Origin of the sequence: Methylomonas koyamae (genome assembly GCF_019669905.1) — a bacterium.
GTDB lineage: Bacteria > Pseudomonadota > Gammaproteobacteria > Methylococcales > Methylomonadaceae > Methylomonas > Methylomonas koyamae.
Map to the genome: position 1 here is coordinate 3,158,146 of NZ_AP019777.1, position 21,955 is coordinate 3,180,100.

Consider the following 21,955-nt stretch of genomic DNA (forward strand, 5'->3'; position numbering starts at 1 on the left):
TTATCCGGAACAATAATTGAATTTATTCAGGCCTTGCCCAAAACGCTCTACCGTTAGTTTTAATTTTGAACAAGCATCGCTGACCGACTGGCTGTTACTACAATTAGGCTGAGTCAAACCGAATTTGGCAGAATCAAACCACTTTGTATTACTCAACCAAACCCCTTGATATTCAGTACCCAAAGACTTATTGATAATTACCGTTTTTTGCCGATCGGCATCCATAAACACCATTCTGTTATTCGCGCCAATATTTTTGGCGATATAGCTTTGAAAAGATTTGGCATGGATCATATTCGGGTTATGCCGCAATAAAGGCTGCAACAAATCGTTTGCCATATGCCAGCTATCCGAGCGCCCTGGAATCCGGCAATTAATATCCAGCGTACCGTTATGGGCCATGTAAATGGCATTGCTTACTCGAAAAGGATGCGTGTTGGCATAGTTGATATGGCCGCGTGTACGTAAACGCAAATGAATCACGCATTCGTGCTTGGCGAAATGAACGTAGGCGCGGCGCAACGCCTCGAAATGGGTGTATTGATCTCTAATGACGCTGATTTTTTGCGGGCCGGTAAACGCCATCAAGCCGTAACCGTGCGGATTGTATTGACTGGCGGAATGCAATAATTCCAAATCAAGCTTGGCATCTTTGGGTTTATGAATAATCAAACACATGCACTACCTACCAAATATAAAAACTAATCGACCACTCAAAAACAGCCAATTGACACCATCTAAAAAAGACACGACTTTTTATCAACGGCTGTTGATATAAGACCTGATAAACGATATTTGATTATCTTGCCGTAATTCAGCGCCTATCGCCTGAGCCTCTGCCAAATAATCCAGGTGCAAACGGTCGACATCCCGGCCACTGATATGCGCATACATCCCATATCCGGTTAAAAACAGGAACTCTTGATGCAGTTGCTCGAAAAGCTGAAAACGATGATTTAACAAATCGATACTATTCATAAAAGCAAAACCACGGACCTTTTTAGCCCTAATAAGCCGGAACAAAACGGGTTCTGGGGACATGATTTGGCAAGCTGATACTTTTCAAAATAAATTCGTCCAGATTCCGACGGGCATCCGCCTCGGATACAAATGGGCCTTGCCGACCTTCTCGAGTTAGAAAATACCAAACCGGCAATCCGCTATCGTTACTTATCACTGTAAATATTCGATTGGTTTTAAACATAAGAGTATTGCAATTCTGTGCTGTCCGGATAATGGATATTGGCTATATAAGCTGAGACAGCATTTTGTGTGCCGATAAATTATTACTACCCAAGATATGTCGATTGAGTAGGCAATTACTCGCCTAAAATGCTGTATTAGCAGGCAAATAGCCGGCACATTGGCTTGCCAACGGCCCCCGAAACCAGTGCAGGTGGGCACGATTGACTGCTCGATCCGCAGCAATCCGGCAACACTGGCTGCGGTCCAGGCAACTGCAGCCAAGTCAGGCTTGGCCCGACTTGGCTGCTCGCCAACCGCCAAGCCACGCCATACACCCGAGACCTGCCGCCACAAATACCGCATCGCGAACGCGCATCAGCGCGATCAAGGCCAGGGCCGCGCCTGGCGCGGCGTGCAGATACTGAAATACCCAAAACATGGCCATTTCCAGCGAGCCCACACCGCCCGGCAGCGGTAACAGAAACGCCAGCCGCATCGCTACCAATACCAATAGAAAATTCCAAACCCCTTGCGGAGCATGGACCCAATCGAGCAGCAGCCATAATTCGGCCAACAATGCGGCCCAACCCAGTAGCGACCATAACAAGGCCTGCACCATTATCCGACGCTGACCGAGCAGTGTCCGCCAATCCCAAGCAGGATCGTGGTCGGCGCCGGTTACTGCCCGCGGCACGCTATGCCGGCGCCAGCGCCTGAATAATGACTGCAAAGCCTGAGTAAAACGTCCAGGTTTGCCCAGTAAAAATCGCCCGGCAACGGCAATGCTCAATAACGCGCCAATCAAGCCCACACCGACCGCTTGCCAGTCGGCTATGGCCGCTAGCGGCGAACGCGCCAGCAAAAAAACGCCTGCCGCTAACAGCAAAAGATTGACGGCAAATTCGTAAAGCCGGTCCAAGCCCAGCGCCAACAGCGCCGCGGGTAACGGCGCCCGGTACCGCCGATGCAGCCAGTAAACTTGCAAAGGTTCGCCGCCGAATTGCGGCCCCGGCGTTAAAAAACTGACTGCCTGGCCGGCCTGACGAATTTTAAGCAATTGATGCAAGGTGACCGGAACCCCCAGACGGCGGGTAAACAGATGCCAACGGCTTGCGCCGGCTAGAGCGATACCCGCATTGACAGCCAACCACACCAACCACTGGCCCGGATCCAAACCGCGTAAGGCCTGCTCCGCTGCTGCAAACGGCGTTTGGCTCAACATCCAGCCGGCCAAACCCAAGGCTACCAGCCACAACACAGGCAATCGATTGAAACGCGCCATCAGGCACCGTCGTAACGGGCCACCCAGGCATCGCCCCAACCCCAGAGGCTGGCTCGGCCGCTGCCCAGCATCAACAACCAACTGCCGGCGAATACCAAAGTTAAGTAGGCGAAAGGTTTAAATACAGTGACTCCAGACCCGCCCAGCCACAGCAACAAAGCTAATGCCGCGAGACGGCCGGCGAAACCCACCGCCAACATAACCACCACCACTGCCAACGACAGAGTAGAAATGCCGTCCACAGCCAAACCGGGCAGGACCTGGCCAACCACGACAGCCGTCAGCAGCCTTAAGCCCGGCTGAAATAAGCGCTGGCTGCAAATAGCCAGTCTTTGGTAATTGGCTGCACTTAGCTGGCCACAAACCACGAACCAGTCGGCGACAAAACCGAACAGCACCGGCAACATGAAGGCGACGCCGGCAACACGGGTTAACTCGGCATCCAGCCAGGACCAAAGCGCAATGGCAACCAGACCCATTTGAAAACCGGCCAGGGTACGGCGCAACGGATTATCGGGCAAAAGATAGAGTGGCAAGCCCAGCGCTTGCCGGCGCTGCATCGCCCAGCGGTACAGGTAAAACGCCGCGCTCAATAACAGGTATGAAAGATGCAAACGCCCTTGGACGATGGCCAATAAGGGCGCAACCACCAATCCCAGCGCATCCAGTTGCACATCAAGCTCCCCGCCCAATAAACTGACCTGCCGGCCACGCCGGGCCAAAAAGCCATCGCAGCGATCAAGCAAGGCCGCCAACGAATAAGCCGCCGCCGGCAGCCAACTTATCGGCACTGCCGAAAGGTCTATCGATAAACAACCGCCGGCCAAGGCGATCAGCCAGCCGCGCAGCAAGGTTACCCGGTTGCCCCAACCCAAGGCGGCATACAGCGGAGCGTGCAACGCGGCGCGATTCAAATCCAGCAAAGTCCAAGTGCGCCAACTAATCCAGCACCAGATCGCGGTGGCTGGCAATAGCCAGAATACGGCCATGTACCAGCGCTCGGCAACGCCAAGCCACACTGCCACCGATAGCAGCGCAACGGCACCGATCATGGAAATAAATTTTAATTCCCGGCGTAATAAATCTTGAGTTGGTAATGCTGGGAAAACGTCTGACATGTTTGTGTGGGTGATTGCGGTAGGGCAAATGATCAGCAAATCTCACGCCAACCCATACGCATATAAAACGGCACTGAATTTGCTGCGTTTAGGGTCCGCTAATTTCTATCGATACTTCTTGCGATGACCGATTTCCCGATCCTTGGCAAACCTGCTGCCGCGCGTTCACGTCTGGCTGGACCTCTATGCGCGCTGACTTTAGTGTTGCTGATTTTGCTGCTACCCAACCGGCTCAGCGAAATCACGCCTTCGGCGTTTGCCCGCCTGCCACTGGAAGCCTTGTTGCTGGGATTTTTACTAACGTTACCGGGCATCGCCGGTTCGGCGCTGCGTATCCTGGCCGCCGGCTTACTGGGTTTGAGTCTGATTTTGAAATTGGCCGATCTCGGTGTGGATCAATTTTTCGGCCGACCATTCAACCCGGTATTGGACGGCCGTTTTCCCCGCGACGGCATGCAGTGGCTGACCGGCACGGTCGGCCAGCTCGGTAGCTATCTGGCGGTAGCGGCCCTGGCCTTGTGTCTGATCGGCCTGCTGCGGCTGGTCAATGCCGCACTGAATAGCTTGCAAACCGCGCTTGCCGGCAAGCGTGGTGCCAGAGTCGGTTTGGCGGCAACCGCTGCGGTCTGGCTGGTTCTAAATTTCAGTGCGCCAACAATCGCAGTCCGGCCAACTATCGACTGGCTAACCAGCCATTGGCAAAACGCGCGCGACAGTCTGGCCGACTTGAAGCAGTTCGCTGCCGGCGTTGACAACGACCCCTACGCCAGCACGCCGAACCCGGCATTGTTCCAAAAACTGCAAGGCAAGGACCTGATGCTGGTGTTTGTGGAATCCTACGGCCGCACAGTGTTCGATCAACCGGATTACGCCCAGCACGTCCGGCCGCGCTTGCAACAATACGCCGCGGAACTGGGCGCCGCCGGCGTTTCGATGCGCAGCAGTTACTTGACCTCGCCCACCTACGGCGGCATCAGTTGGCTGGCGCACGGCACTTTATTGTCCGGCCTATGGATTAACAGCCAAAGTCGCTACGACCGACTGGTTATGAGCCGGCGGCCCACTTTAAACCGTTTATTCCAGCGCGCCGGCTGGCGTACGCTGGCCGTGCAACCCGCCCATACCCTGCCTTGGCCGCAGGGCGACTATTTCGGCTACGACCGGGTCTATGCGGCACAAGATCTGAATTATCGCGGCCAGCCGTTCAATTGGATCACGATGCCGGACCAATACACCTTGTCCGTTATTCAACGCTTGGAACGGCCGGCCGGCCCGCGCCAGCCGGTCATGGCGGAAATGGCTCTGATCTCGTCGCACGCACCCTGGACGCCGCTGCCTCGCTTGGTGGATTGGCAAGACGTCGGCGACGGCTCGATATTCAACCAAGCCAGAGAAGGCGATACGCCTGAAGCCGTCTGGCAAAGTACCGAACGGATTCGCGAGCAGTACCGCAAATCGATCGAATACGTCCTCGAAACCCTGGTGTCTTTCGTCAAAACCTATGGCGACGACAAGCTGGTGCTGCTAGTGGTCGGGGACCACCAACCCGCCTCCTTTGTCAGCCACGACTCAGCCAGCCACGACGTGCCGGTGCATTTGATCGCCCGCGATCCGGAGGTCATCAAGGCGATAGACGGCTGGCAGTGGACGCCCGGCTTGATTCCCGACGCGCAAGCGCCGGTTTGGCGGATGGACGAGCTGCGGGACCGCTTGATTCGTGCGTACTCCGCACTACCTACCCTTTGACCACTGTCATGGTCAACTGAAACCGGCGACCTACCAAGCCGGATTTTTAAATAATCCGGTTCGAATTGAAGCCGGGATTGGTCGGCACAAGTCGAGTGGCTTCGACGACCATCGAAGAAGGCCAAATAATCCAGCAGACTTCATTTTGCGGCCTGTTTGGTTATTAAGGCCTCGTGTTCAAGTTGCTCGAATTCAAACCGCGGAGAAAACGTTCGGAGGGCGCGTTATCCGAACCGTTTCCCTTGCGGCGGATACTTAGCTACATCTCCATCGGCTTACTGCCGGTTAATTAAGCTTTCGCTGTTTGCATGGTTATTCGACGCTCCTATCCTGACCCGCTCGAATCCAGCCAGCCGTCTGCTCCAAACTGTGTTCAGCAAAACACCAAAACGGTTTTTGATTGAGAAAACCGTGATTGGGCAGGACGTTTTTATCGGTCTGCACAAACCATAACGGCGCGGCTTGCGATCTGGCGGGCAGTCGTTGCAAGCGCAAGCTGGGCTGGTTAAGTTGAGGCAGCTCGTCGCCGGCGGCGGCCAACAACTGCGGATTACCTGCCAGCCCTGCGCTGCCATCCGCCACAGCCGGACACGCCGCGTCGTCCGACAGCCCTGGTGCGGACTCCAGGCGATGCGTCAGAAAGGGTTGGTAATGGCCAATGGCGGTGGTGCTCAGTTCCCAGGGCGAGGCCTCCGGCAATTCCAGTGCAAGGCCCGGGTCGGGGCCTGGCTCGAACAGCGCCGGCACTGCTCTGGTCCAGGTAAAGGCCGATCGGGTCATATTGTCGGCTTCAGAGCCGATCACCATCAACGATGGATAAGCCGGTTCGCCCGACACCGGTTCCGAATCGGGTAACGCGTGGCGCAGCTCGATAAAACGGCGGGCTTCGATGGCCGGATTGACCAGCAACAGCAAATCGTCGAAGCCGGAACCTTGCCGGCGTAGCCGTTCCAGCCACTCGGACTGTAGCGCGTTGTAAATTGCCAGCGCCCCCAGGCTATGACCTATCGTCAATAGCCGATTTTCCGAATGGGCCTTGACGGTGCGTTCGACCTGAAGCAGAAAATCCTTGAACGGGCCCCGGCCCAGCCTTTCACTGACCGCCCGCCGGTTCCAAAAGGTCAGCATCCGCAGATACGGAGTATCCAGGATTTCGCCGCGCCAGCCCAGATATAGCCCCACCACTCGATAGCCTGGGTGGCGTTGTTTAATGCTCTGCAAACTGTCTTTGAAGCGGCGGACGTTGAAGTCGGTGTCGCTGGCGTTATGGTGCCAGCCGTGGGTATAGACCACGACGTATTGCGGCTCGCTGCTGTTTTGCAGCCAGTGCAGCACGCTTTCGGCCTGGCGGGCGTCGTAAAAACACCCTTCGTCGTCGAATTCAACGAAGCCCAGCGCATATCCGCGGTCTTCATCGACCAGTAAACTCGCCTCCCGGCAATCATGGTTCGCCGAGCGGGCACAGGGTGTCAGCTCGACTTGGGTGCGAAAGTAGTCGCGCGGACCGCAACCGGCGAGCAGCAGTAACAGAATCAGGCAGGATTTTTTCATCTGCGAAGGGTGGGAGGCAGCCGTTTGGCCTCCTCCCGGAACTTGCCTTAGCTTGCGTATTTGACGGTGCATCCATAGGGTTTGGTTACCGTCTTGCTGATTGGCTTGCCGGCCGCCAGCTCTTTCAAGGCTGAATCGATGTAGTTTTCGGCACCGGCGATGTCATCCTTGTCCGCCGAAGCGATGCTGTCGATACCGCCCTTGTACAACAAAAGCCCTTTCGGATCGATGATAAACAGTTGCGGCGTGTTGGTGGCACCGTAGAGCTTACCGATGGAGCCGTTCGCGTCGAGAATGGTATTGGCCGGCGTTGCCCCCCGCTCCTGGTTCAATTTTTTCGCGGTCGCGGCGTCGACAAAACCTTGCTTGCCAGTACCTGACGAAATCACTTGCAGCCAGACGATGCCCTGGCTAGCCGCCTGCTTTTGCAATTTGGGAATGTTGCCGGATTCGTAGTGCTTTTGCACAAACGGACATTCGTGATTGGTCCATTCCAGAATCACGGTTTTGCCGCGCAAATCGGCCAGGCTTAGGGCGCCACCTTCGGCGGCGGTAGCGGTAAAAGCGGGGGCCGGCTGACCGACCACCGGTTCGGCACGGACCGCCAATGGCGCCAACAAGGTAAAACTCAGGGCAAAAACGCCAAACAAACGTTGCGATAACATAAACACTCCTCTGGATCAGTTACAAACTGGCACCTTTGACAGCACCGATGACAAGATCCGGCGTCAGCAACTGCGGCAATACCGCCGCCTGCTGGGCACCGGGCGCAAAATACAGGTACAGCGGCACGCCGCTCCGGCCGTGTTGGGCCAAAACCTCGGCAATCGCCGGATCGCGGTTGGTCCAATCGCCTTTCAGATAGACGACGCCGCGCTCGCGAAAGCTATCGAGCACTTGCCGGTTAGCGAGCGCCACTTTTTCGTTGACCAGACAGGTGATGCACCAGTCGGCGGTGAAATTGACGAACACCGGCGTACCCTCAGCACGCAACCGGCTCAACCGTTCAGCGCTGTAGACTTCGAATGCTTTGGATTCCGAACCAGCCTGCCGAGTTGCGGTACTTCCCGAAGCGCCGACGACGATGGTGCCGCCGGCCAAGGCCACCGTTAGCGCCAAGGTCGCAACACTAAACGCCAGATGCCGCGCGAAATCGGCGGCAGGTCGGCTAATTTGATAAAGCCAGGCCGCCAAACCGATCAACACCAAACCCAGCAAGGCGGCGGCCACGGCATCCGGCCCGGCTTGGCGGGCCAACACCCAGATCAGCCAGGCGGTCGTCGCGTACATTGGAAAAGCCAACCCCTGTTTCAAGGTTTCCATCCATGCTCCAGGCTTGGGCAAGCGGCGTTGCCAGGCCGGCCAGTGGCATAGCAGCCAATACGGCAAGGCCAGACCGGCACCCAGACTCAAAAACACCGCCAGCATCGCGACGGCCGGCTGAGTCACGGCAAAGCCGATGGCGGCACCCATGAACGGCGCGGTACACGGTGTGGCCACTACGGCCGCCAACACCCCGGTAAAAAAACTGCCCTGATAGCCACCGCGCGCGGCCAGACCGGAGCCGATACCGGCAATCCGCGAACCGAACGTAAACACGCCGGACAGGCTCAAGCCAACGGCGAACAGCAGGTAGGCCACGATCAATACGAACAGCGGCGATTGGAATTGAAAGCCCCAGCCGATAACGGCGCCGCCGGCTTTCAGCGCAATCATCAAACCGGCCAGGCCGGCAAAGCTGGCCAACACGCCGGCCGCATAAGCCCAGCCGTGGCGGCGGGTCTGGCCTGGCTGGTGTTTGGCCTGTTCGAATAAGGCCAACGCTTTCAACGACAACACCGGAAATACGCAGGGCATCAAATTCAGGATCAGGCCGCCGGCCAGCGCCAATAGCGCGGCCCAGGCCAAAGTCAATTCGCTGCGGGGCTGAATAAGTCCCGGCTGGGCCTCGGCCTCGGCGAGCGGTTTGGCCGTGGTTATGGCCGGCCAAACCGCGCTGACTTGATAGCCGCTTGCCTTACCGTTGGCACCGACCGCGACGACGCCGCGTAACGTTTCCCCAGCCGCCAAGGGCTGATCGCCAGCTTTCAGCAAAATCTCCACCGCATCGTCTTGCACCGTAGCCTGTTGCTGGAAACCATGGGCGATGGGCCCCCATTGCTCCGGGTAAAACCACAGCGGCTGCTCGCGCAAAGCGGCCAGATCGGCGCCGCTCAGACGTAACTTAACCGTATCATCCGCCGCAGCCACCACTTCTGCGTGCCAGGGAGATGCCGTCGGCCAACTGGCCTTGGCAAGTTCAACCAACGTGCTACCGGGGCCAACCGCCGCCCCGGCTGCGACGACCGGCAAACGCAGCGCCAACTCAGCCTGTTGCGGAATACAAATTTCGGCGCAAACCAGCCACTTTACCTTGGCGCTAATCGGCAATTCCCCGCCTACCGGCGCATCGGCGGCTACCTGCAACGGCGACAATAATGTCACCGCCTCTTCGTAGCCGTAATTCACCACCGGCCCCAATACAATCTTGCTCGGCGTCGGCCACGTGATTTCGCCCACGCTCGAGCCGGCCGGCAGTTGGTATTGAATTTTGGTCGTCAACCCGGAATCGCCGGGGTTTAGCCAGTAGGTATGCCAGTGCGGGATGATTTGCTGATGGACGCCGATCCAGATTTGATCGCCGGGGTGCACCGCCGCAGCCGATGCAACCAATTGCACTTTGACCTGCTCGGTCGCCGCCTCGGTACTGGGTTCGGCACTGGCCGGGGTTGGTCCGCACAGTATCGCCACCAAAATCGGTAAATAGCGGGTTACAGACATGCGATTGCCTGGCAACAAATTCACTGAAATATCTCCATAACCGGATTGTTTTTTCGCCGCGCGCAAACCGAACTGCGCAGCGGCAGATTGGCGACATCCGCTTCTTACTGCTCACTCGAACGCGCCAAATCGGAATCGCGTTCGGTAAGGACTTAAAAATTCAGATGTTGCCAGCCAACGATTCCTGCGGCCCACCGCGCAGCCAGCCGTCAGCGCCTTAGCTACAAGCATTGGTCTGACAACGAAGGCGCCGAAAAATTGCGGCAAATTCTGGCTGCCAGGCCTTGACTAACCGACACGGAAAGCGCCGGTTGCGTATTGAACCGCGAGTATCATGCAAATTAGCGGCCAGATGTTCGGCTGCTGTCTGCCAGGCCTAAGCCAGCCCCGTTAACCACATGGCGTGCCGGCTGCCGCTTGCCTTGATCGGATGCGGTAAAACCGCAAAGGCATCGAATACCCGTCCAATAGTTTGCCCAGCAACAGCTAATGCAGCTCCGCTGTTGCTGAAGCAGCAATCATTGGCCAAGCGGCAGTGGCGCAATGTCATCGCGTCAATTTTCCGCAAGCCGCGTTTTCCGTTGATCGAAACCGTTTCTGAAAGCCAAGCAAGCAATCGGGCCCGTTTTTTGCGTTGCAGGCCTAAACCTTTTTTTAATTTCAGAGCGACTGAGATGCGCAACAACGAGAATCCGAGATGAACAAAAAAGATCTGTTACCCATTTTGTTTGCCGCCGGCCTGACCTTTCTGGTTACCAAACCGGTCGACGCCCACCATGCGTTTTCCGCCGAGTTCGATGCCGAACAGCCTATCGAGCTGAAAGGCGTCGTCACTAAATTGGAACTGGTCAATCCGCACAGCTGGCTGTATCTGGACGTCAAACAACCCGACGGCAATCCGGCCAATTGGGGCTTCGAGTTCGGCGCGCCGTTCAGTTTGAAGCAAAAAGGCATCACCAAAGCCAGCCTGCCGATTGGCAGCGAAGTCACGGTACAAGGCTTCCGCGCCAAAAACGGCAAAAACTTCGGCTATGCGGTGACGACGATATTGTCGGACGGCCGCGCGGTCAAAACCGGCGGCGCGCAGGATGCACCGGGCGCCCAAGAAAACCCGGCGCAGTAACCAAAACCTAACTCGAAAGCAAAGGAGTTCTTTCTTGAAGACCAAACCCACGCAACGGCCGACGCTGCCGCAAACCGTTCTGTTACTTGCCAGCAGCGTTTTACTGCTGGCGCTGGCCGCCCATAACGTCAACGCGGCGACGCAGAAAATTCCGCGCCTCGCCAATGGCAAACCGGATTTTTCCGGTATCTGGCAAACCACTAGCGCCGCCGATTACGACCTGGAGCCGCACAGCAACCGCAAGGACGCCCCGCCCAGCGCCGGCGTGGTAGAAGGCTTTTATCTGCCTTATCTACCGAAGGCGCTGGAGCAAAAACAAAAGAATTTCGCCGAGCGCGACAAACTCGATCCGGCCCTGAAAGGCTATACGCTGGGCGTGCCGCGCGGCATTTATTACCCCGAACCGTTCCAGATCTTTCAGCGTAAACAGGATTTGACGCTGGTCCACCAATTCGGCCATTCGGTGCGCACGATCCACACCGACGGCACCGGCCACCCGAAAGACCCGTACGACTGGTGGTTGGGCGACTCACGCGCGCATTGGGAAGGCGACAGCCTGGTGGTCGATGTCAAACATTTCAACGATAAGACCTGGTTCGACCGCGCCGGCAATTTTCATAGCGATGCCTTGCATGTCGTCGAAACCTGGACGTTTCTGGACCCGAATACCATCGAATATAAAGCCCATATCGAAGACCCCAACGTCTTCAGCAAGCCCTGGGATTTATCGGTGATGTTGTACCGGCACCGGGAAAAGAATTTTCAATTGATCGAAGACTACCGGTTCACGCTGGATTACGACGAGCACTACCCGCCCAAACCCGACGGCAAGTGATAGCAGCCCCGCCATGAGGATGATATGAAATACAGCTTACCCAACCGCCCACTTGGCCGCGCCGGCCTGGTGGTTTTATCTTTGCTTACCACGCACGCTGCCACGGCTGAGGACGCCAAGCCGACCGAGAATGCCGCGGCCCAACCGACCGGCGCGGCGCCGGCCGCCGCCCCGCGCCAACCCCGACCATTGAAACTGGGCGGCCCAGGCATCGACCAGGAACGCAGCTTTAAACCGATTAGCTCCGGCAAATGGACCGGCCCACGCCTGGCTGACGGCCAACCGGCCGTGCAAGGCCACTGGTCCAACACCATCGCCAATCACAACAATTTTACCGACCCGCAAGGCGGCATCATTAACGACCCCAACCCGAATCGGGTCGCCAAGGGCCCGCGCGAGGAACGCGCACCGAGCCGGGTCAGCGATCCGGCCGACGGCCAGGTGCCGTTTCAGCCTTGGGCGCTGGCCAAGGTTAAGGACTTTCAAGCCCATTTTCACGACCCGGTGCAGCCTCAATACATAGAACCGCTGGCGCGGTGCGCGCCGGCCGGTATTCCCAAATCGCTGTATTGGCACGGCTACCAGATCAGCCAATATCCGGGCTACGTACTGTTCCAGTTCAACTCCGGCACCCGCATCATCCATCTGGACGGTAAGCCGCATTTGCCGGACAACATCAAACTCTGGAACGGCGATTCGCGCGGCCATTGGGAAGGCAACACCCTGGTGGTGGATGTGACCAACCAGAACGGCAAGGCCTTGTTCGGCCGCTCCGGGGAGTTCATCAGCGAAAACGGCCATATCGAGGAACGTTACATTTTCAGTAACGAGGAACGTGATCGCTACATTTACCAAGCCACCCTGACCGATCCGACGGTGTACACCCGGCCGTTTACCGTGACGGTTCCGGCCCGGCGTTGGTCGGCCAAGGACCAGCCGAATGGCTGGCATTTTGAAGTGGAGCCGGCCAATTATCTCGGCAAGGACACGCTGAAGGAGCCGATTCTGGACCATTACGAACGGGTCTGCGCCGAGAACAATGGCGGTTTCGGCTTGGTTGCCGAAGAAAGCGCCAAGAAGTAACACACCACAAAACCAATAAAACGGATGCTTAAATTTTCTGACTAAGGATTACTTGTGAAAAACACGACATGGCGTCACGGCCTGTTACTAGCGTTTGTATTTTGGTCAGACGCTAACTTGGCTAGTACGCTGAGCACTCCTGACAATATCCAAATTCACCCTGGGGGTAATTTAGATATCCAGGCCGGTCAAACTTCAGTAAATCTGGCAATTACAAAACCGCCGTTGATTGCAGCAGGCAACATTCAACTTTCGCCTAGTGGCAGGATAGAAATTCAAGCGGGTCAAACTCCTCTCAATTCCGGCACAATCCAGACAGCGGCATTACCTTTGCCTGGCGAAACCAAATTTTGGGCAATACATTGGACATCAGGCATCACCCGAATAGGGGACTACTTCGATATTGAAGTGGCAGCATTTGCGCCGCTGGCTGACGCCAATACCGACGAATTGATAGTAGGTTTTGGCTTTAATGCCTTGACCGGCGGTACGGGTTCGGCACAGTTCCTCGGAAGCAGTGCCAGTTCCTTATTCACCGACATCTCCGCCCAAGACGGGGTTAATTTGACCGCTGCCGGCATAGCCTCTCCGGGTTTGGGGTCTAATGAAGCGGGTTCGTTACTCTCGCTGGCAGTTTTACATTTTCGGGCCATTGCGGCGGGCAACTGGAACATTGCCATTACCGGCGACTTGAGCGACCCCAATCAGGGTTTGATTTATCGGAATCAGGCGCGGTTGGCGATACAGGCGAACAACACTGTGACCATCAGCGCCGTACCCTTGCCGGGAGCCTGGCTGGCGTTTCTGTCTGGAGCGGGGATTTGCCTGCGCCGACTGGCGCGCAAGCCAGCGCTGCTGCACCCTTGATAAAGTTATTAATCCCAACCCTCAAATAACCTGCCTTTTGACCAACATGGCTTTACTCGACTTTGCTCAAACTCTTTACGACCCCGAATTCGGCACCGGCTTACGCGAATCGGTGCTGGTGTTTCCGATTATCGAAGGCCTGCATTTGATTGGCCTGGCCTTCTCGGTCGGTCTGATTTTCTTTGTCGACTTGCGCCTTTTGGGCTGGTTTCTACCGAAAGTCCCGGTTCACAGCATTCTGCAACCTTTAAGGCCCTGGCTATTCGGCGGCTTTGCCCTAACGCTAGTGACTGGCGTCGTGTTGTTCATTGCCACTGCGGTCAAGGTCATCGTCCTGCCGGTGTTTTTTTACAAACTGGGCTTCATCGCCCTGGCCGGTGTTAACGCCACCTGGTTCGAGTACCGCTGGGGGCGCCGGATCGGGGATTGGAGCGAGCATACGATATTGCCAAGCGGCGTCCGCCGGGCCGGCTGGGCATCGCTGGCGTTATGGAGCCTGGCCGTCGTCACCGGCCGGCTGATTCCCTATCTGAGCTACCAATAACCGGCGAGGAACTGTTATGTCCGCTTTGGAAACTTTTAAAGCTTTGCAATCCAGCGAATTCGGCCGCTTTATCGGCGGCCAGAACCATTTGTTCTGCGCCGGTCTGGAGTTGGCGCACATCGTCGGCATGATTCTGCTGCTGGCCTCGATTGCCTTGGTCAGCCTGCGCCTGTTCGGCATCGGTTTGAAACAACAATCGGTAGCCGCCTTGAGCAAGGCTACCGCCGGCTTTGTCTGGACCGGTTTGGCCTTGTTGGTTGGCTCGGGCTTGCTGATTTTCATCCCCGCCGCCACCAGCTACTACCCCAACGATTTCTTTTGGTACAAGGCCGTATTGCTGGCATTGGCCCTTGCCACCCATTTAACCGCGTTCCGCTGGGTCACGCGTAACGAAACGCCGTCGCCGCTGATTGCCCGCACGACCGGCGCAATAAGCCTGAGCCTGTGGTTGTCGGTGGCTTTCGCCGGCCGCTTCATCGGCTTTTTTTAATTTTTAGCACGGAGTTAATGCGTGAAATTGCACCGTCCCCTGGCCGCAATGGCTTTATCGGCACTGGCTGCCTGCGAACAACCACCAGCCGCCAAGCCCGCGGAACTCGCGTTTAAGCCGGTCGCCAGCCTGCAAGAACTGATGCTGGCGGTGATCGATCCCAACATCGATTTTGTCTGGAACTCGGTGGCGTCGATCACCAGCACCGAGGGCGAGCAGGAACGCCGGCCCACCAAACCGGAAGACTGGGAAGCGGTACGCCAGCATGCGCTGGTTGTCGCCGAGGCGGCCAATCTGCTGCTGATCGATCGCCCGGTAGCCAAGGGCAGCATCAACACGGCCAGCGGCGGTGCTGAGTTATCAGCGTTGGCAATTCATAACCTGATTCAGGCCAACCGCGAGCAATTTCAACAACGCGCGGTCGCCCTGCAAGACGCCAGCCAGCAATTGTTGGCGGCAATCGATCAGCAAAATGCCGACGAACTGGAGCGCGCCGGCGGCGTAGTCGAACAGGCCTGCGAACAATGCCACAGCCAGTTCTGGTATCCGGGCGATAAGCGGCCGAAATAACCAATCGGGCTGAGATCACCGGTTTAAGGAAATACGATAGTTGCCGGAGTTTTCAGGAACCCATTCGCCAGACAGCGGAAGCCGTTCGACGGCTCTCATTTCGTGCGCAACGGCTGTGTTTGCATATTCCGATGAAACCGGCCACCTATTCCAATCGCAAAACAGCCCGCAATTGATCGAAACCCGCAAGCGATGCCGACCGGCCAATACCGGTCGAAGATGATGTCGGTGAAATTTTTAATCCCTATTTGCAGCGAATGGCAGCTTTTTGGCAAGCAATCTCGTGCCTTCTTCGGCTCAACCCGGTCAAAAGCAGACAGATGGTTTTTCTGACGAAGGTCTGCTGATATATCTACAGCCGCCAGCCGTAATCCCAAAAAGGTTCGACCACTTATAGGTTGTGCCGAGCCATGCGAGGCGCAACAACCGCGAACTGGGCATCTTATGGCCTTGGATGCATTTCCGCAGCGGAGCGTGAGAACGATGAAAATGTTAAAAACTGATTAACGGTAAGTTCATCATTTTAAGTTTCGCCTCATCAAAGCCACTGGGTTTTGCTTCCAAAAGAGTTTGCCTCAACGTTTCGGCTCTGGCGCGGAGTTGCCATTTATCTTCTGGGATAATCTCAAGCAATTTCTTTAATACAATTTCTAAGGCAATCGTTTCTTTTGCGTGGTGTTCGAGTGCGGACACTAAAATTTCAAAAGCTTGTGGCTCGCCATTTTCGCCTGTGACAAATGCGAATTGCCCAACCATTTGCTCTGCTTCGCTAAACAATAAATCTTGTTGCGACATTCGCACTAACATTGCCGCAAGCCGATATTTGGGTTCTTGGAATTTTTCTAGTGGGAACAAAACGGCTGGGTTAATTGCCGCTTGCCTACCAGCCGCACACCAAAATCCTGCTAACCGTAACAAGCCCAGTTTTTTTGAATCCTCGGCAAAAGCATTTAAGATTTGTTCGAGAGGGACGCTTTCAATTTTCCAATTCTGATTTGTAAAGCATAATGTCGGTAATTTCCCGAAACAATCGTAAAATTCGATAAACTCACTTAATAGTTCAGAGTTAAGTTTTTCTAACTTGATTATAAAGTCTCGATCAAACCATTGCTTTTTGGATGATATGATATTTGACTTTAATAAATTAGGATCAAGACTATTTAGCTTTCCTTTACAGGCCCCATAAAACCCGATTATCCTAAGAATTTCTTTTCTTATATCATTGCAAGTTATATCTGCTAGATATTTAGCCATATGATTTAAAGCAGGTAGGGAAATGATTCCATTTTCTCCGCCGCCAACTTTAGTTTCTATTATTCCCTGAACTAAAGTCACTTCGCTACTAAATAATGGATTTATTAATTCTTCAAAACTAATGCCATTGTTTTTCCATTTCGTTTCTAATATAAGCCACTGCTCTGCGTCTCCGAACATGCCTGTTCGTATTTGTTGGGCAAAGGTCATTAACTCTGCTTTTGTTGTTGCTCTCAACAAATGTACTGCTAGTGGCCAAGGCGACTTTCTTGCTAAGAAAGACCAAATTTCCGGCTCACTAGCATCGGCGATATATTCAAGGGCATCGGTGAGATTGTTGACTGTGGGCTCTATATAAAAATCGATTATATTTATTAGTAACTTCCAGTCGGGATGTAATGAGATTTCCAAGTCTAAAGACTTAATTGTTTGAAGTTCAATATATTCATGTTGCTGTGAAATTGAAATTAATTTAATTGTAATTTCTGATTCAATAGAATTTACAAATAATTTAGCCTCTATTCGATTAAGCTTATTCCACCAATGTATTAATGTCGGCAACCAAATCAAGCTACAATCATTTGGGCTATTGAAAAGACTATTATGGCATTCTTTGAAGGATAGATTTGGAAGCAATTTCTCTAATCGATTTGAGGTAAACTTATCCAAAGGGTTATCCAAACCGAACCAAGTTGACAATAATATTGCAGCCTCACTTGCTTTTTGTGGCCAATACTTGCATATAACTGACGTTGCCCACTCAATATAAGATTTCTCAAGATACAGAACCAGCATCCATGCCGGCAAAGCACGATTCATATTTTGTTGGCCCAGCCAAATATCAATTTGAGATTGAAATACATTTTGCACAGATGTGGAATAAATATTTCTAATTCGGCTTTGTAAATTGATTGATTCGGCGATTGGTTGGGCAAGCAGCTCTAACGTACACGCTGTTAAGCTGCGAATGATTAGCGGCATATTGCCGATGATACCGCTTTCTAAAATTTCCAATGCCAGATAGGAGCCTAATTTTGTTTGTGCTTGTTCATCATCGCCAAAATTCAAATCTTCGCAAAATAGCCTGATTTTATCGCGTTGACTACGCAGATGTTCATCAACGAAAAAGCGACCGATTGCAAAAAGCAGAGTGTTTCGCCAGTAAGCTGAATGGGCAATCGTATTCAAACGCTGAATGATGACATCTGAATCGGCATTATTGGTTAAACACGCCGCCGCCATGTATTCTTGTAGTGAGCGCACATCAAAACTCAATCGGTCTGGTGTCCGGCTGGTCAGAAAAACTAAACGCTGATTTGCTGCTCCTATAATCAGTTCTTTTTGGTTTTCCAGTTCCGATTGGGATAAGCCGTTTTCTTCTAAACAGTCGATGACCAGCCTTTCAAATTCTGCAATTGAAATATCTGCTTGGGTTTCCCCTGAGGATTCGGCACGGCATTGCAAAATAAAACCCACCCGATGATGTAATGTACCGATGTCAGAACGACGTTCGCTTAAGGCAACATCAAACGGCGGCACAGCCTTATGTAATTCGCGTTCATAAATAATCCGATAATAATCACTGAAAAGCTGCCAGCGGCTATCGCTGGGTTTGCCGCTGGCGGCTACGACGGTTACCATAAAAGTGACTTGCAATGGCGAACACATCAGTTTGGCAATCAATGGATTGTCAACAGCACTGGTCAATGTTGCCATCGCTTCTTTAGCCCGTTGGTGGCCTTTGGTAGCAGTTTTGGCATCGACATAGCGTTGGGCACAAACCAATGCTTGTTCTTTGGATAAGGGCTGTAAGTATTTATAAGCCACTTCATCGTCATCAAATTCGCCCGCATAACCATCAGGGCGGGAACTTGCCACGATCATTAAATCGGCTTCCACATCCCTCGCTTCACTTAGAAAATTGTGGATAGCTGCGATTACTTCACTGCGGTTGCTTGAGGAAGGCACTTCGTCTAAACCATCTAAGATAAGCAGCCAAGGGAACAAACCTAACCATTCGCGTAAGTCTTGATGAGAAAGTTCTTCATCTTGGCTTAAGTGACGACGTAAATAGGCGGATAATGTGTTGACTTCCTTTTTTGCGAGGGCTTTGGCAAAAGCATTTAGCTCGATACGGAACGGATAACGTGGCGTAGTAGGCCAAGACACTTGTTCTTGTTCGCAACGGGCTTTGATTTCTTTGATGATATTTTTGACTTTATTCTCTACACGACGAGGTTCGCGCCTATCCAACAACGCAGCACGATGGATTTGAGCGAGAAATTGCCCTATGGTGGATTTACCGGAGCCTGGGCCGCCTAAGAATACAAAGCGCCCATAAACCCGCTTTACTCTGAGTCTCTGGTTATTTAATGCTTTTCGATACTCTTCTAACGCCAATGGATCGAGTTTAAAACCTGAGGCTTGAAGAAGCTCTTGTAACGAACTGTGGCGACTTCGGTTAAAATGATGTTGTTCTTCCGGTTCAAAATTTAGCTTATCGGCAACTGGTAAATCGACGAATACATTGGCTAATCTAATTCTGTCTTCGGAGCGATCACCGGCTTGGCTCAGCTTAGCGTCTTCATCCGCCAATATTTCTTTACACAAATAGGCAGTTAAAACAGAATCAGGATTAACGGCTTTGGATAATTTTTTGGCGATGGCTGCCAATAAATCACCAGGGGTGAAAAAGCATTCAAACCGTTGCCGAATTTCCGCGTAACCATCAACATAGCCCGTCAGTTGATTGGCATCCCAGATGGCAAAATCTTTTAAGCCTATTTTGTCTTTATAGTCTTTAAATACTTGATTTATGATGTCTTTACCGCCGTTAGTGGCGGAACTGAGTTCAACATTGGTACAGAAAATGAAGTAATCCGGTTTTGGCTCACGCTTATGGTTTACAACCCATTTTTCGAGTTCGGTTTCTAATTGTGATTTTGCCCATTGTTGGTCTTTTTGGGTTGTTTCGGGTTTTTCTTTGAATTTTGCTTGTAGGACTCCATAGCCATTCCAAATATTTTCTGGTGGTGAAGGAAAACTGGCTTTCCCTTCAAAATTAGCTTCTCGCCCTCCATCGGGTCCATTTCCGAAAATAGTAACACCAGGGCCAATGACTTTTAAGGCAAGGGCGCGAATGAATTGCTCGAATGAATCGGGTGAAAAGCCTTGGAAGTTCATTTCTTTAAAGTCACTTAATGATTATTGATTAGAGGCTAGGGCTGGGTGGAGCCGCAACGATACCCAGCTTTAATGGCTTTTAGCTGGGTTTCATTGTCATTCAACCCAGCCTACTTCCACAAACGCAGATTCAGCTTATGATCCATTACCGGTCATTTGAAAATTCAACCGACTGTCTCTGTCGGGTCGGTTGGACTCAGTAACGAATAGCCGCTTTCAGGTTTCGGAATTCACAGCTTTCCGGCGATGAATCTGAAGAGGTGACGGTATATGCCGCCATCCCAACTTTTTCCAGTGAGAGAAGGAGCGGATTTAGCTTTTACGAAAGCCTCCTCTGGGTTGAGGGACAAGCAGAGAAGTTATTTTTTAATTATATCCATAGCGATCTGTTGTATTCGGTCCACCACATTTGGCTTGCCGACTTGACCAACCAGCCCTGCGCGGCGGAGTTTTTCCAAGACATTCGGTCTTGCGCCGCACAGGATTAGTCGGGTTTTGTGCCGTTTGCAGTTATCCAGCAAATCCCATAGCGATTGCAGGCCGGTTGCGTCGATGAAAGGCACTTTTTCCAGGCGCAAGACCAGAATTTCGGTATGGCCGTGAATCACTTCCAGAGCGGATTCCAACCTTGCCGCCGCGCCAAAAAAGAAAGGCCCTTCCATGGCAAAAACCACGGTATTGGCTGGCAGCGTAAAATCCGCATCATCGAGTTCTTCCATGACGGCGTCGTGCGCTTGCCGCTCTATGCCCACGGCTTCCGACATGCGTTTCATGAATAACAGCGCCGCCAGCATCACGCCGATATTGACGGCGATGACCAAATCGCTGAACACGGTAAGCAAAAAGGTAATCAGCAGCACCGCCACATCCGACTTCGGCGCCGTTCTGAGCATATGGCCGAAACGGTGCAACTCACTCATGTTGTAGGCTACGACAAACAAAATGGCGGCCAACGCGCTTAGCGGAATCAACGACGCATAAGGGGCCAGTAACATGACGATGCCGATCAAGGTCAAGGTATGAACAATCCCCGCCAGTGGACTGTTGGCACCATTGCGCACATTGGTCGCCGTGCGGGCAATCGCCCCGGTAGAGGCAAAGCCGCCGAACAATGGAGAGCATATGTTCGCAATCCCTTGACCGATCAATTCCTGATTGGCGTCATGTTTGGTGCCGGCCATGCTGTCGGCGACCACGGCTGACAACAGCGACTCAATCGCGCCCAGCAAGGCAATCGTAAAAGCCGGGCCGATTAATTGCAGCACCTCCGATACCGACATTGCCGGCAGTTGGAATTGCGGCAACTGCTGCGGAATGCCGCCAAAGGCGCTGCCTATCGTCGCCACGCCGTCCCATTGCAATTGCCACTGCGCGCAGGTGGCAATCAACATGGCGACCAGCGGGGCGGGAATGCGTTTCAGAATCCGGCCGGAAATCAGCAACACCGCCAAGGTCAAGCCGCCTAGCAAGGCGGTTTCAACGTGCAGCCCAGGAAACGCCTGTGCCAACGCCCAAAATTTTTCATGAAATTGCTCGGCGCCGGCGGCGGGGCTCAAGCCAAAAAAGTCTTTCCATTGCCCCACAAAAATGATGACCCCGATACCGCTGGTAAAGCCGACGATGACCGGATCGGGTATATATTTGATGACGCCGCCCAACTTGGTAAGCCCCATCAATAATAATATGATGCCGGCCATCAAGGAGGCTATTTGCAAGCCGCCGATGCCGTATTTGCCGGTAATGCCGGCTAGAATCACGATAAAGGCGCCGGTTGGCCCTGCGATCTGCACGCGGCTGCCGCCAAACAATGATGTCAATCCACCGGCCACGATGGCCGTGTATAGCCCCTGCTCGGGTTTGGCGCCAGAGGCTATCGCAAAGGCCATGGCCAGAGGCAGTGCCACTACGCCGACAATCACGCCGGCCAACAGGTTATTCAGCCAATGCGCCCTGGACAATAAACCCGCGCGACTGGCTTCAAGAATTGCAATCATTGGAATAGTTTTAAATGTTTATCGAGGGGGCCCATGATAGCACCCGGGTTGTAGCGATTGCCGCAGGAAGCAAGTCGTGACCGCCGAGCAGTTTGGTTGGGTACACATCGCGTAACTTGTGTCAGTCGCTACCATGATGACCCTCTATGGGTTCGCGAGCGTACCCTGCATCTACATCTGGACTTTGAGACAAGCCAAATCATGGTCGGAATACAGCCGGTTTGATGCCATTGGTCGGAGCATACTCAATGGCTCAAATAGGCCGACTGCCGGAAACCACGAAAGCCCGCTTCGTAGCAGCGAAACCCGA

General features: G+C 53.6%; 19 protein-coding genes. 8 read left to right on the top strand and 11 right to left on the bottom strand.

Annotation, left to right across the window (positions count from 1 at the left end; genetic code table 11):
* The 5 genes from MKFW12EY_RS14160 to MKFW12EY_RS14180 all read right to left on the bottom strand — a co-directional run bounded on the left by MKFW12EY_RS14160 (position 1) and on the right by MKFW12EY_RS14180 (position 3,519).
* A complete protein-coding gene (locus tag MKFW12EY_RS14160; RefSeq protein WP_221053218.1) occupies positions 1–678 on the bottom strand; it encodes a class II glutamine amidotransferase in 678 nt (225 codons plus the stop codon).
* Positions 679–759: 81 nt separating this feature from the next.
* Positions 760–1,041: a hypothetical protein gene (locus tag MKFW12EY_RS14165; protein ID WP_054762586.1), complete on the bottom strand. Its 282-nt coding sequence runs from the start codon at positions 1,039–1,041 to the stop codon at positions 760–762.
* Positions 1,007–1,204: a DUF6316 family protein gene (locus MKFW12EY_RS23310; RefSeq protein WP_221053219.1), complete on the bottom strand. Its 198-nt coding sequence runs from the start codon at positions 1,202–1,204 to the stop codon at positions 1,007–1,009. The genes MKFW12EY_RS14165 and MKFW12EY_RS23310 overlap by 35 nt, the downstream gene beginning before the upstream one ends.
* A 264-nt stretch (positions 1,205–1,468) precedes the next feature.
* Complete coding sequence (locus MKFW12EY_RS14175) at positions 1,469–2,467, bottom strand: lysylphosphatidylglycerol synthase transmembrane domain-containing protein (RefSeq protein WP_221053220.1); 999 nt, start codon at positions 2,465–2,467, stop codon at positions 1,469–1,471.
* Positions 2,467–3,519 (bottom strand): CDP-alcohol phosphatidyltransferase family protein, encoded by a 1,053-nt coding sequence (locus MKFW12EY_RS14180; RefSeq protein ID WP_221053221.1) that lies wholly within the window; start codon positions 3,517–3,519, stop codon positions 2,467–2,469. Before MKFW12EY_RS14180 ends, MKFW12EY_RS14175 begins: the two co-directional genes overlap by 1 nt.
* A gap of 189 nt (positions 3,520–3,708) precedes the next feature.
* Between MKFW12EY_RS14180 and MKFW12EY_RS14185 the strand changes: the two genes are divergently transcribed.
* Entirely contained in the window at positions 3,709–5,331 is a 1,623-nt protein-coding gene (locus MKFW12EY_RS14185) for a sulfatase-like hydrolase/transferase (RefSeq protein ID WP_221053222.1), read from the top strand.
* A 312-nt stretch (positions 5,332–5,643) separates the two neighbouring features.
* On the opposite strand, the gene MKFW12EY_RS14190 is transcribed toward MKFW12EY_RS14185, so the two are convergent.
* From MKFW12EY_RS14190 to MKFW12EY_RS14205, 4 genes are all read right to left on the bottom strand, one after another.
* Entirely contained in the window at positions 5,644–6,882 is a 1,239-nt protein-coding gene (locus MKFW12EY_RS14190) for an RBBP9/YdeN family alpha/beta hydrolase (RefSeq protein ID WP_221053223.1), read from the bottom strand.
* Between the two features lie 47 nt (positions 6,883–6,929).
* Positions 6,930–7,547 (bottom strand): redoxin domain-containing protein, encoded by a 618-nt coding sequence (locus MKFW12EY_RS14195; RefSeq protein ID WP_221053224.1) that lies wholly within the window; start codon positions 7,545–7,547, stop codon positions 6,930–6,932.
* A gap of 19 nt (positions 7,548–7,566) precedes the next feature.
* On the bottom strand, positions 7,567–9,702 hold the full coding sequence (locus MKFW12EY_RS14200) for a protein-disulfide reductase DsbD family protein (protein ID WP_221053225.1): 2,136 nt from the start codon (positions 9,700–9,702) through the stop codon (positions 7,567–7,569).
* Positions 9,703–10,078: 376 nt separating this feature from the next.
* Complete coding sequence (locus MKFW12EY_RS14205) at positions 10,079–10,387, bottom strand: hypothetical protein (RefSeq protein WP_221053226.1); 309 nt, start codon at positions 10,385–10,387, stop codon at positions 10,079–10,081.
* Positions 10,388–10,399: 12 nt separating this feature from the next.
* Between MKFW12EY_RS14205 and MKFW12EY_RS14210 the strand changes: the two genes are divergently transcribed.
* The 7 genes from MKFW12EY_RS14210 to MKFW12EY_RS14240 are packed head-to-tail and all read left to right on the top strand — an operon-like array spanning position 10,400 to position 15,214.
* Positions 10,400–10,825, top strand: coding sequence for a DUF6152 family protein (locus MKFW12EY_RS14210; RefSeq protein WP_197495999.1), 426 nt, complete (start codon positions 10,400–10,402; stop codon positions 10,823–10,825).
* 34 nt (positions 10,826–10,859) lie between these two features.
* Entirely contained in the window at positions 10,860–11,660 is an 801-nt protein-coding gene (locus tag MKFW12EY_RS14215) for a hypothetical protein (protein ID WP_231914875.1), read from the top strand.
* A 24-nt stretch (positions 11,661–11,684) separates the two neighbouring features.
* The gene (locus MKFW12EY_RS14220) at positions 11,685–12,743 is read left to right on the top strand and encodes a hypothetical protein (protein ID WP_221053227.1); all 1,059 of its coding nucleotides are present in this window, start codon (positions 11,685–11,687) and stop codon (positions 12,741–12,743) included.
* Positions 12,744–12,797: 54 nt separating this feature from the next.
* Complete coding sequence (locus MKFW12EY_RS14225) at positions 12,798–13,610, top strand: hypothetical protein (RefSeq protein ID WP_221053228.1); 813 nt, start codon at positions 12,798–12,800, stop codon at positions 13,608–13,610.
* 46 nt (positions 13,611–13,656) lie between these two features.
* Positions 13,657–14,154 (top strand): DUF6644 family protein, encoded by a 498-nt coding sequence (locus tag MKFW12EY_RS14230; protein ID WP_054761889.1) that lies wholly within the window; start codon positions 13,657–13,659, stop codon positions 14,152–14,154.
* Positions 14,155–14,170: 16 nt separating this feature from the next.
* Positions 14,171–14,644, top strand: a complete 474-nt coding sequence (locus MKFW12EY_RS14235; RefSeq protein ID WP_054761893.1) for a DUF6644 family protein — start codon at positions 14,171–14,173, stop codon at positions 14,642–14,644.
* Positions 14,645–14,665: 21 nt separating this feature from the next.
* Positions 14,666–15,214 carry a cytochrome c gene (locus tag MKFW12EY_RS14240; RefSeq protein WP_054761897.1) on the top strand — a complete coding sequence of 183 codons (549 nt, stop codon included), beginning with the start codon at positions 14,666–14,668 and terminating at the stop codon, positions 15,212–15,214.
* A 492-nt stretch (positions 15,215–15,706) separates the two neighbouring features.
* Here MKFW12EY_RS14240 and MKFW12EY_RS14245 read toward each other — a convergent pair whose 3' ends face one another.
* Both MKFW12EY_RS14245 and MKFW12EY_RS14250 read right to left on the bottom strand, forming a co-directional pair.
* A complete protein-coding gene (locus MKFW12EY_RS14245) occupies positions 15,707–19,651 on the bottom strand; it encodes an NACHT domain-containing protein (RefSeq protein WP_221053229.1) in 3,945 nt (1,314 codons plus the stop codon).
* Positions 19,652–20,010: 359 nt separating this feature from the next.
* The gene (locus MKFW12EY_RS14250) at positions 20,011–21,645 is read right to left on the bottom strand and encodes a SulP family inorganic anion transporter (protein WP_221053230.1); all 1,635 of its coding nucleotides are present in this window, start codon (positions 21,643–21,645) and stop codon (positions 20,011–20,013) included.
* Positions 21,646–21,955: the final 310 nt, after the last annotated feature.

Excerpts from the sequence above, each read along its gene's own strand:
- MKFW12EY_RS14195 (WP_221053224.1), bottom strand. The coding sequence starts at position 7,547 with ATGTTATCGCAACGTTTGTTTGGCGTTTTTGCCCTGAGTTTTACCTTG.
- MKFW12EY_RS14230 (WP_054761889.1), top strand. The coding sequence starts at position 13,657 with ATGGCTTTACTCGACTTTGCTCAAACTCTTTACGACCCCGAATTCGGC.
- MKFW12EY_RS14220 (WP_221053227.1), top strand. The coding sequence starts at position 11,685 with ATGAAATACAGCTTACCCAACCGCCCACTTGGCCGCGCCGGCCTGGTG.
- MKFW12EY_RS23310 (WP_221053219.1), bottom strand. The coding sequence starts at position 1,204 with ATGTTTAAAACCAATCGAATATTTACAGTGATAAGTAACGATAGCGGA.
- MKFW12EY_RS14190 (WP_221053223.1), bottom strand. The coding sequence starts at position 6,882 with ATGAAAAAATCCTGCCTGATTCTGTTACTGCTGCTCGCCGGTTGCGGT.
- MKFW12EY_RS14245 (WP_221053229.1), bottom strand. The coding sequence starts at position 19,651 with ATGAACTTCCAAGGCTTTTCACCCGATTCATTCGAGCAATTCATTCGC.
- MKFW12EY_RS14235 (WP_054761893.1), top strand. The coding sequence starts at position 14,171 with ATGTCCGCTTTGGAAACTTTTAAAGCTTTGCAATCCAGCGAATTCGGC.
- MKFW12EY_RS14180 (WP_221053221.1), bottom strand. The coding sequence starts at position 3,519 with ATGATCGGTGCCGTTGCGCTGCTATCGGTGGCAGTGTGGCTTGGCGTT.
- MKFW12EY_RS14250 (WP_221053230.1), bottom strand. The coding sequence starts at position 21,645 with ATGATTGCAATTCTTGAAGCCAGTCGCGCGGGTTTATTGTCCAGGGCG.
- MKFW12EY_RS14160 (WP_221053218.1), bottom strand. The coding sequence starts at position 678 with ATGTGTTTGATTATTCATAAACCCAAAGATGCCAAGCTTGATTTGGAA.
- MKFW12EY_RS14210 (WP_197495999.1), top strand. The coding sequence starts at position 10,400 with ATGAACAAAAAAGATCTGTTACCCATTTTGTTTGCCGCCGGCCTGACC.
- MKFW12EY_RS14200 (WP_221053225.1), bottom strand. The coding sequence starts at position 9,702 with ATGTCTGTAACCCGCTATTTACCGATTTTGGTGGCGATACTGTGCGGA.
- MKFW12EY_RS14185 (WP_221053222.1), top strand. The coding sequence starts at position 3,709 with ATGACCGATTTCCCGATCCTTGGCAAACCTGCTGCCGCGCGTTCACGT.
- MKFW12EY_RS14165 (WP_054762586.1), bottom strand. The coding sequence starts at position 1,041 with ATGTCCCCAGAACCCGTTTTGTTCCGGCTTATTAGGGCTAAAAAGGTC.
- MKFW12EY_RS14175 (WP_221053220.1), bottom strand. The coding sequence starts at position 2,467 with ATGGCGCGTTTCAATCGATTGCCTGTGTTGTGGCTGGTAGCCTTGGGT.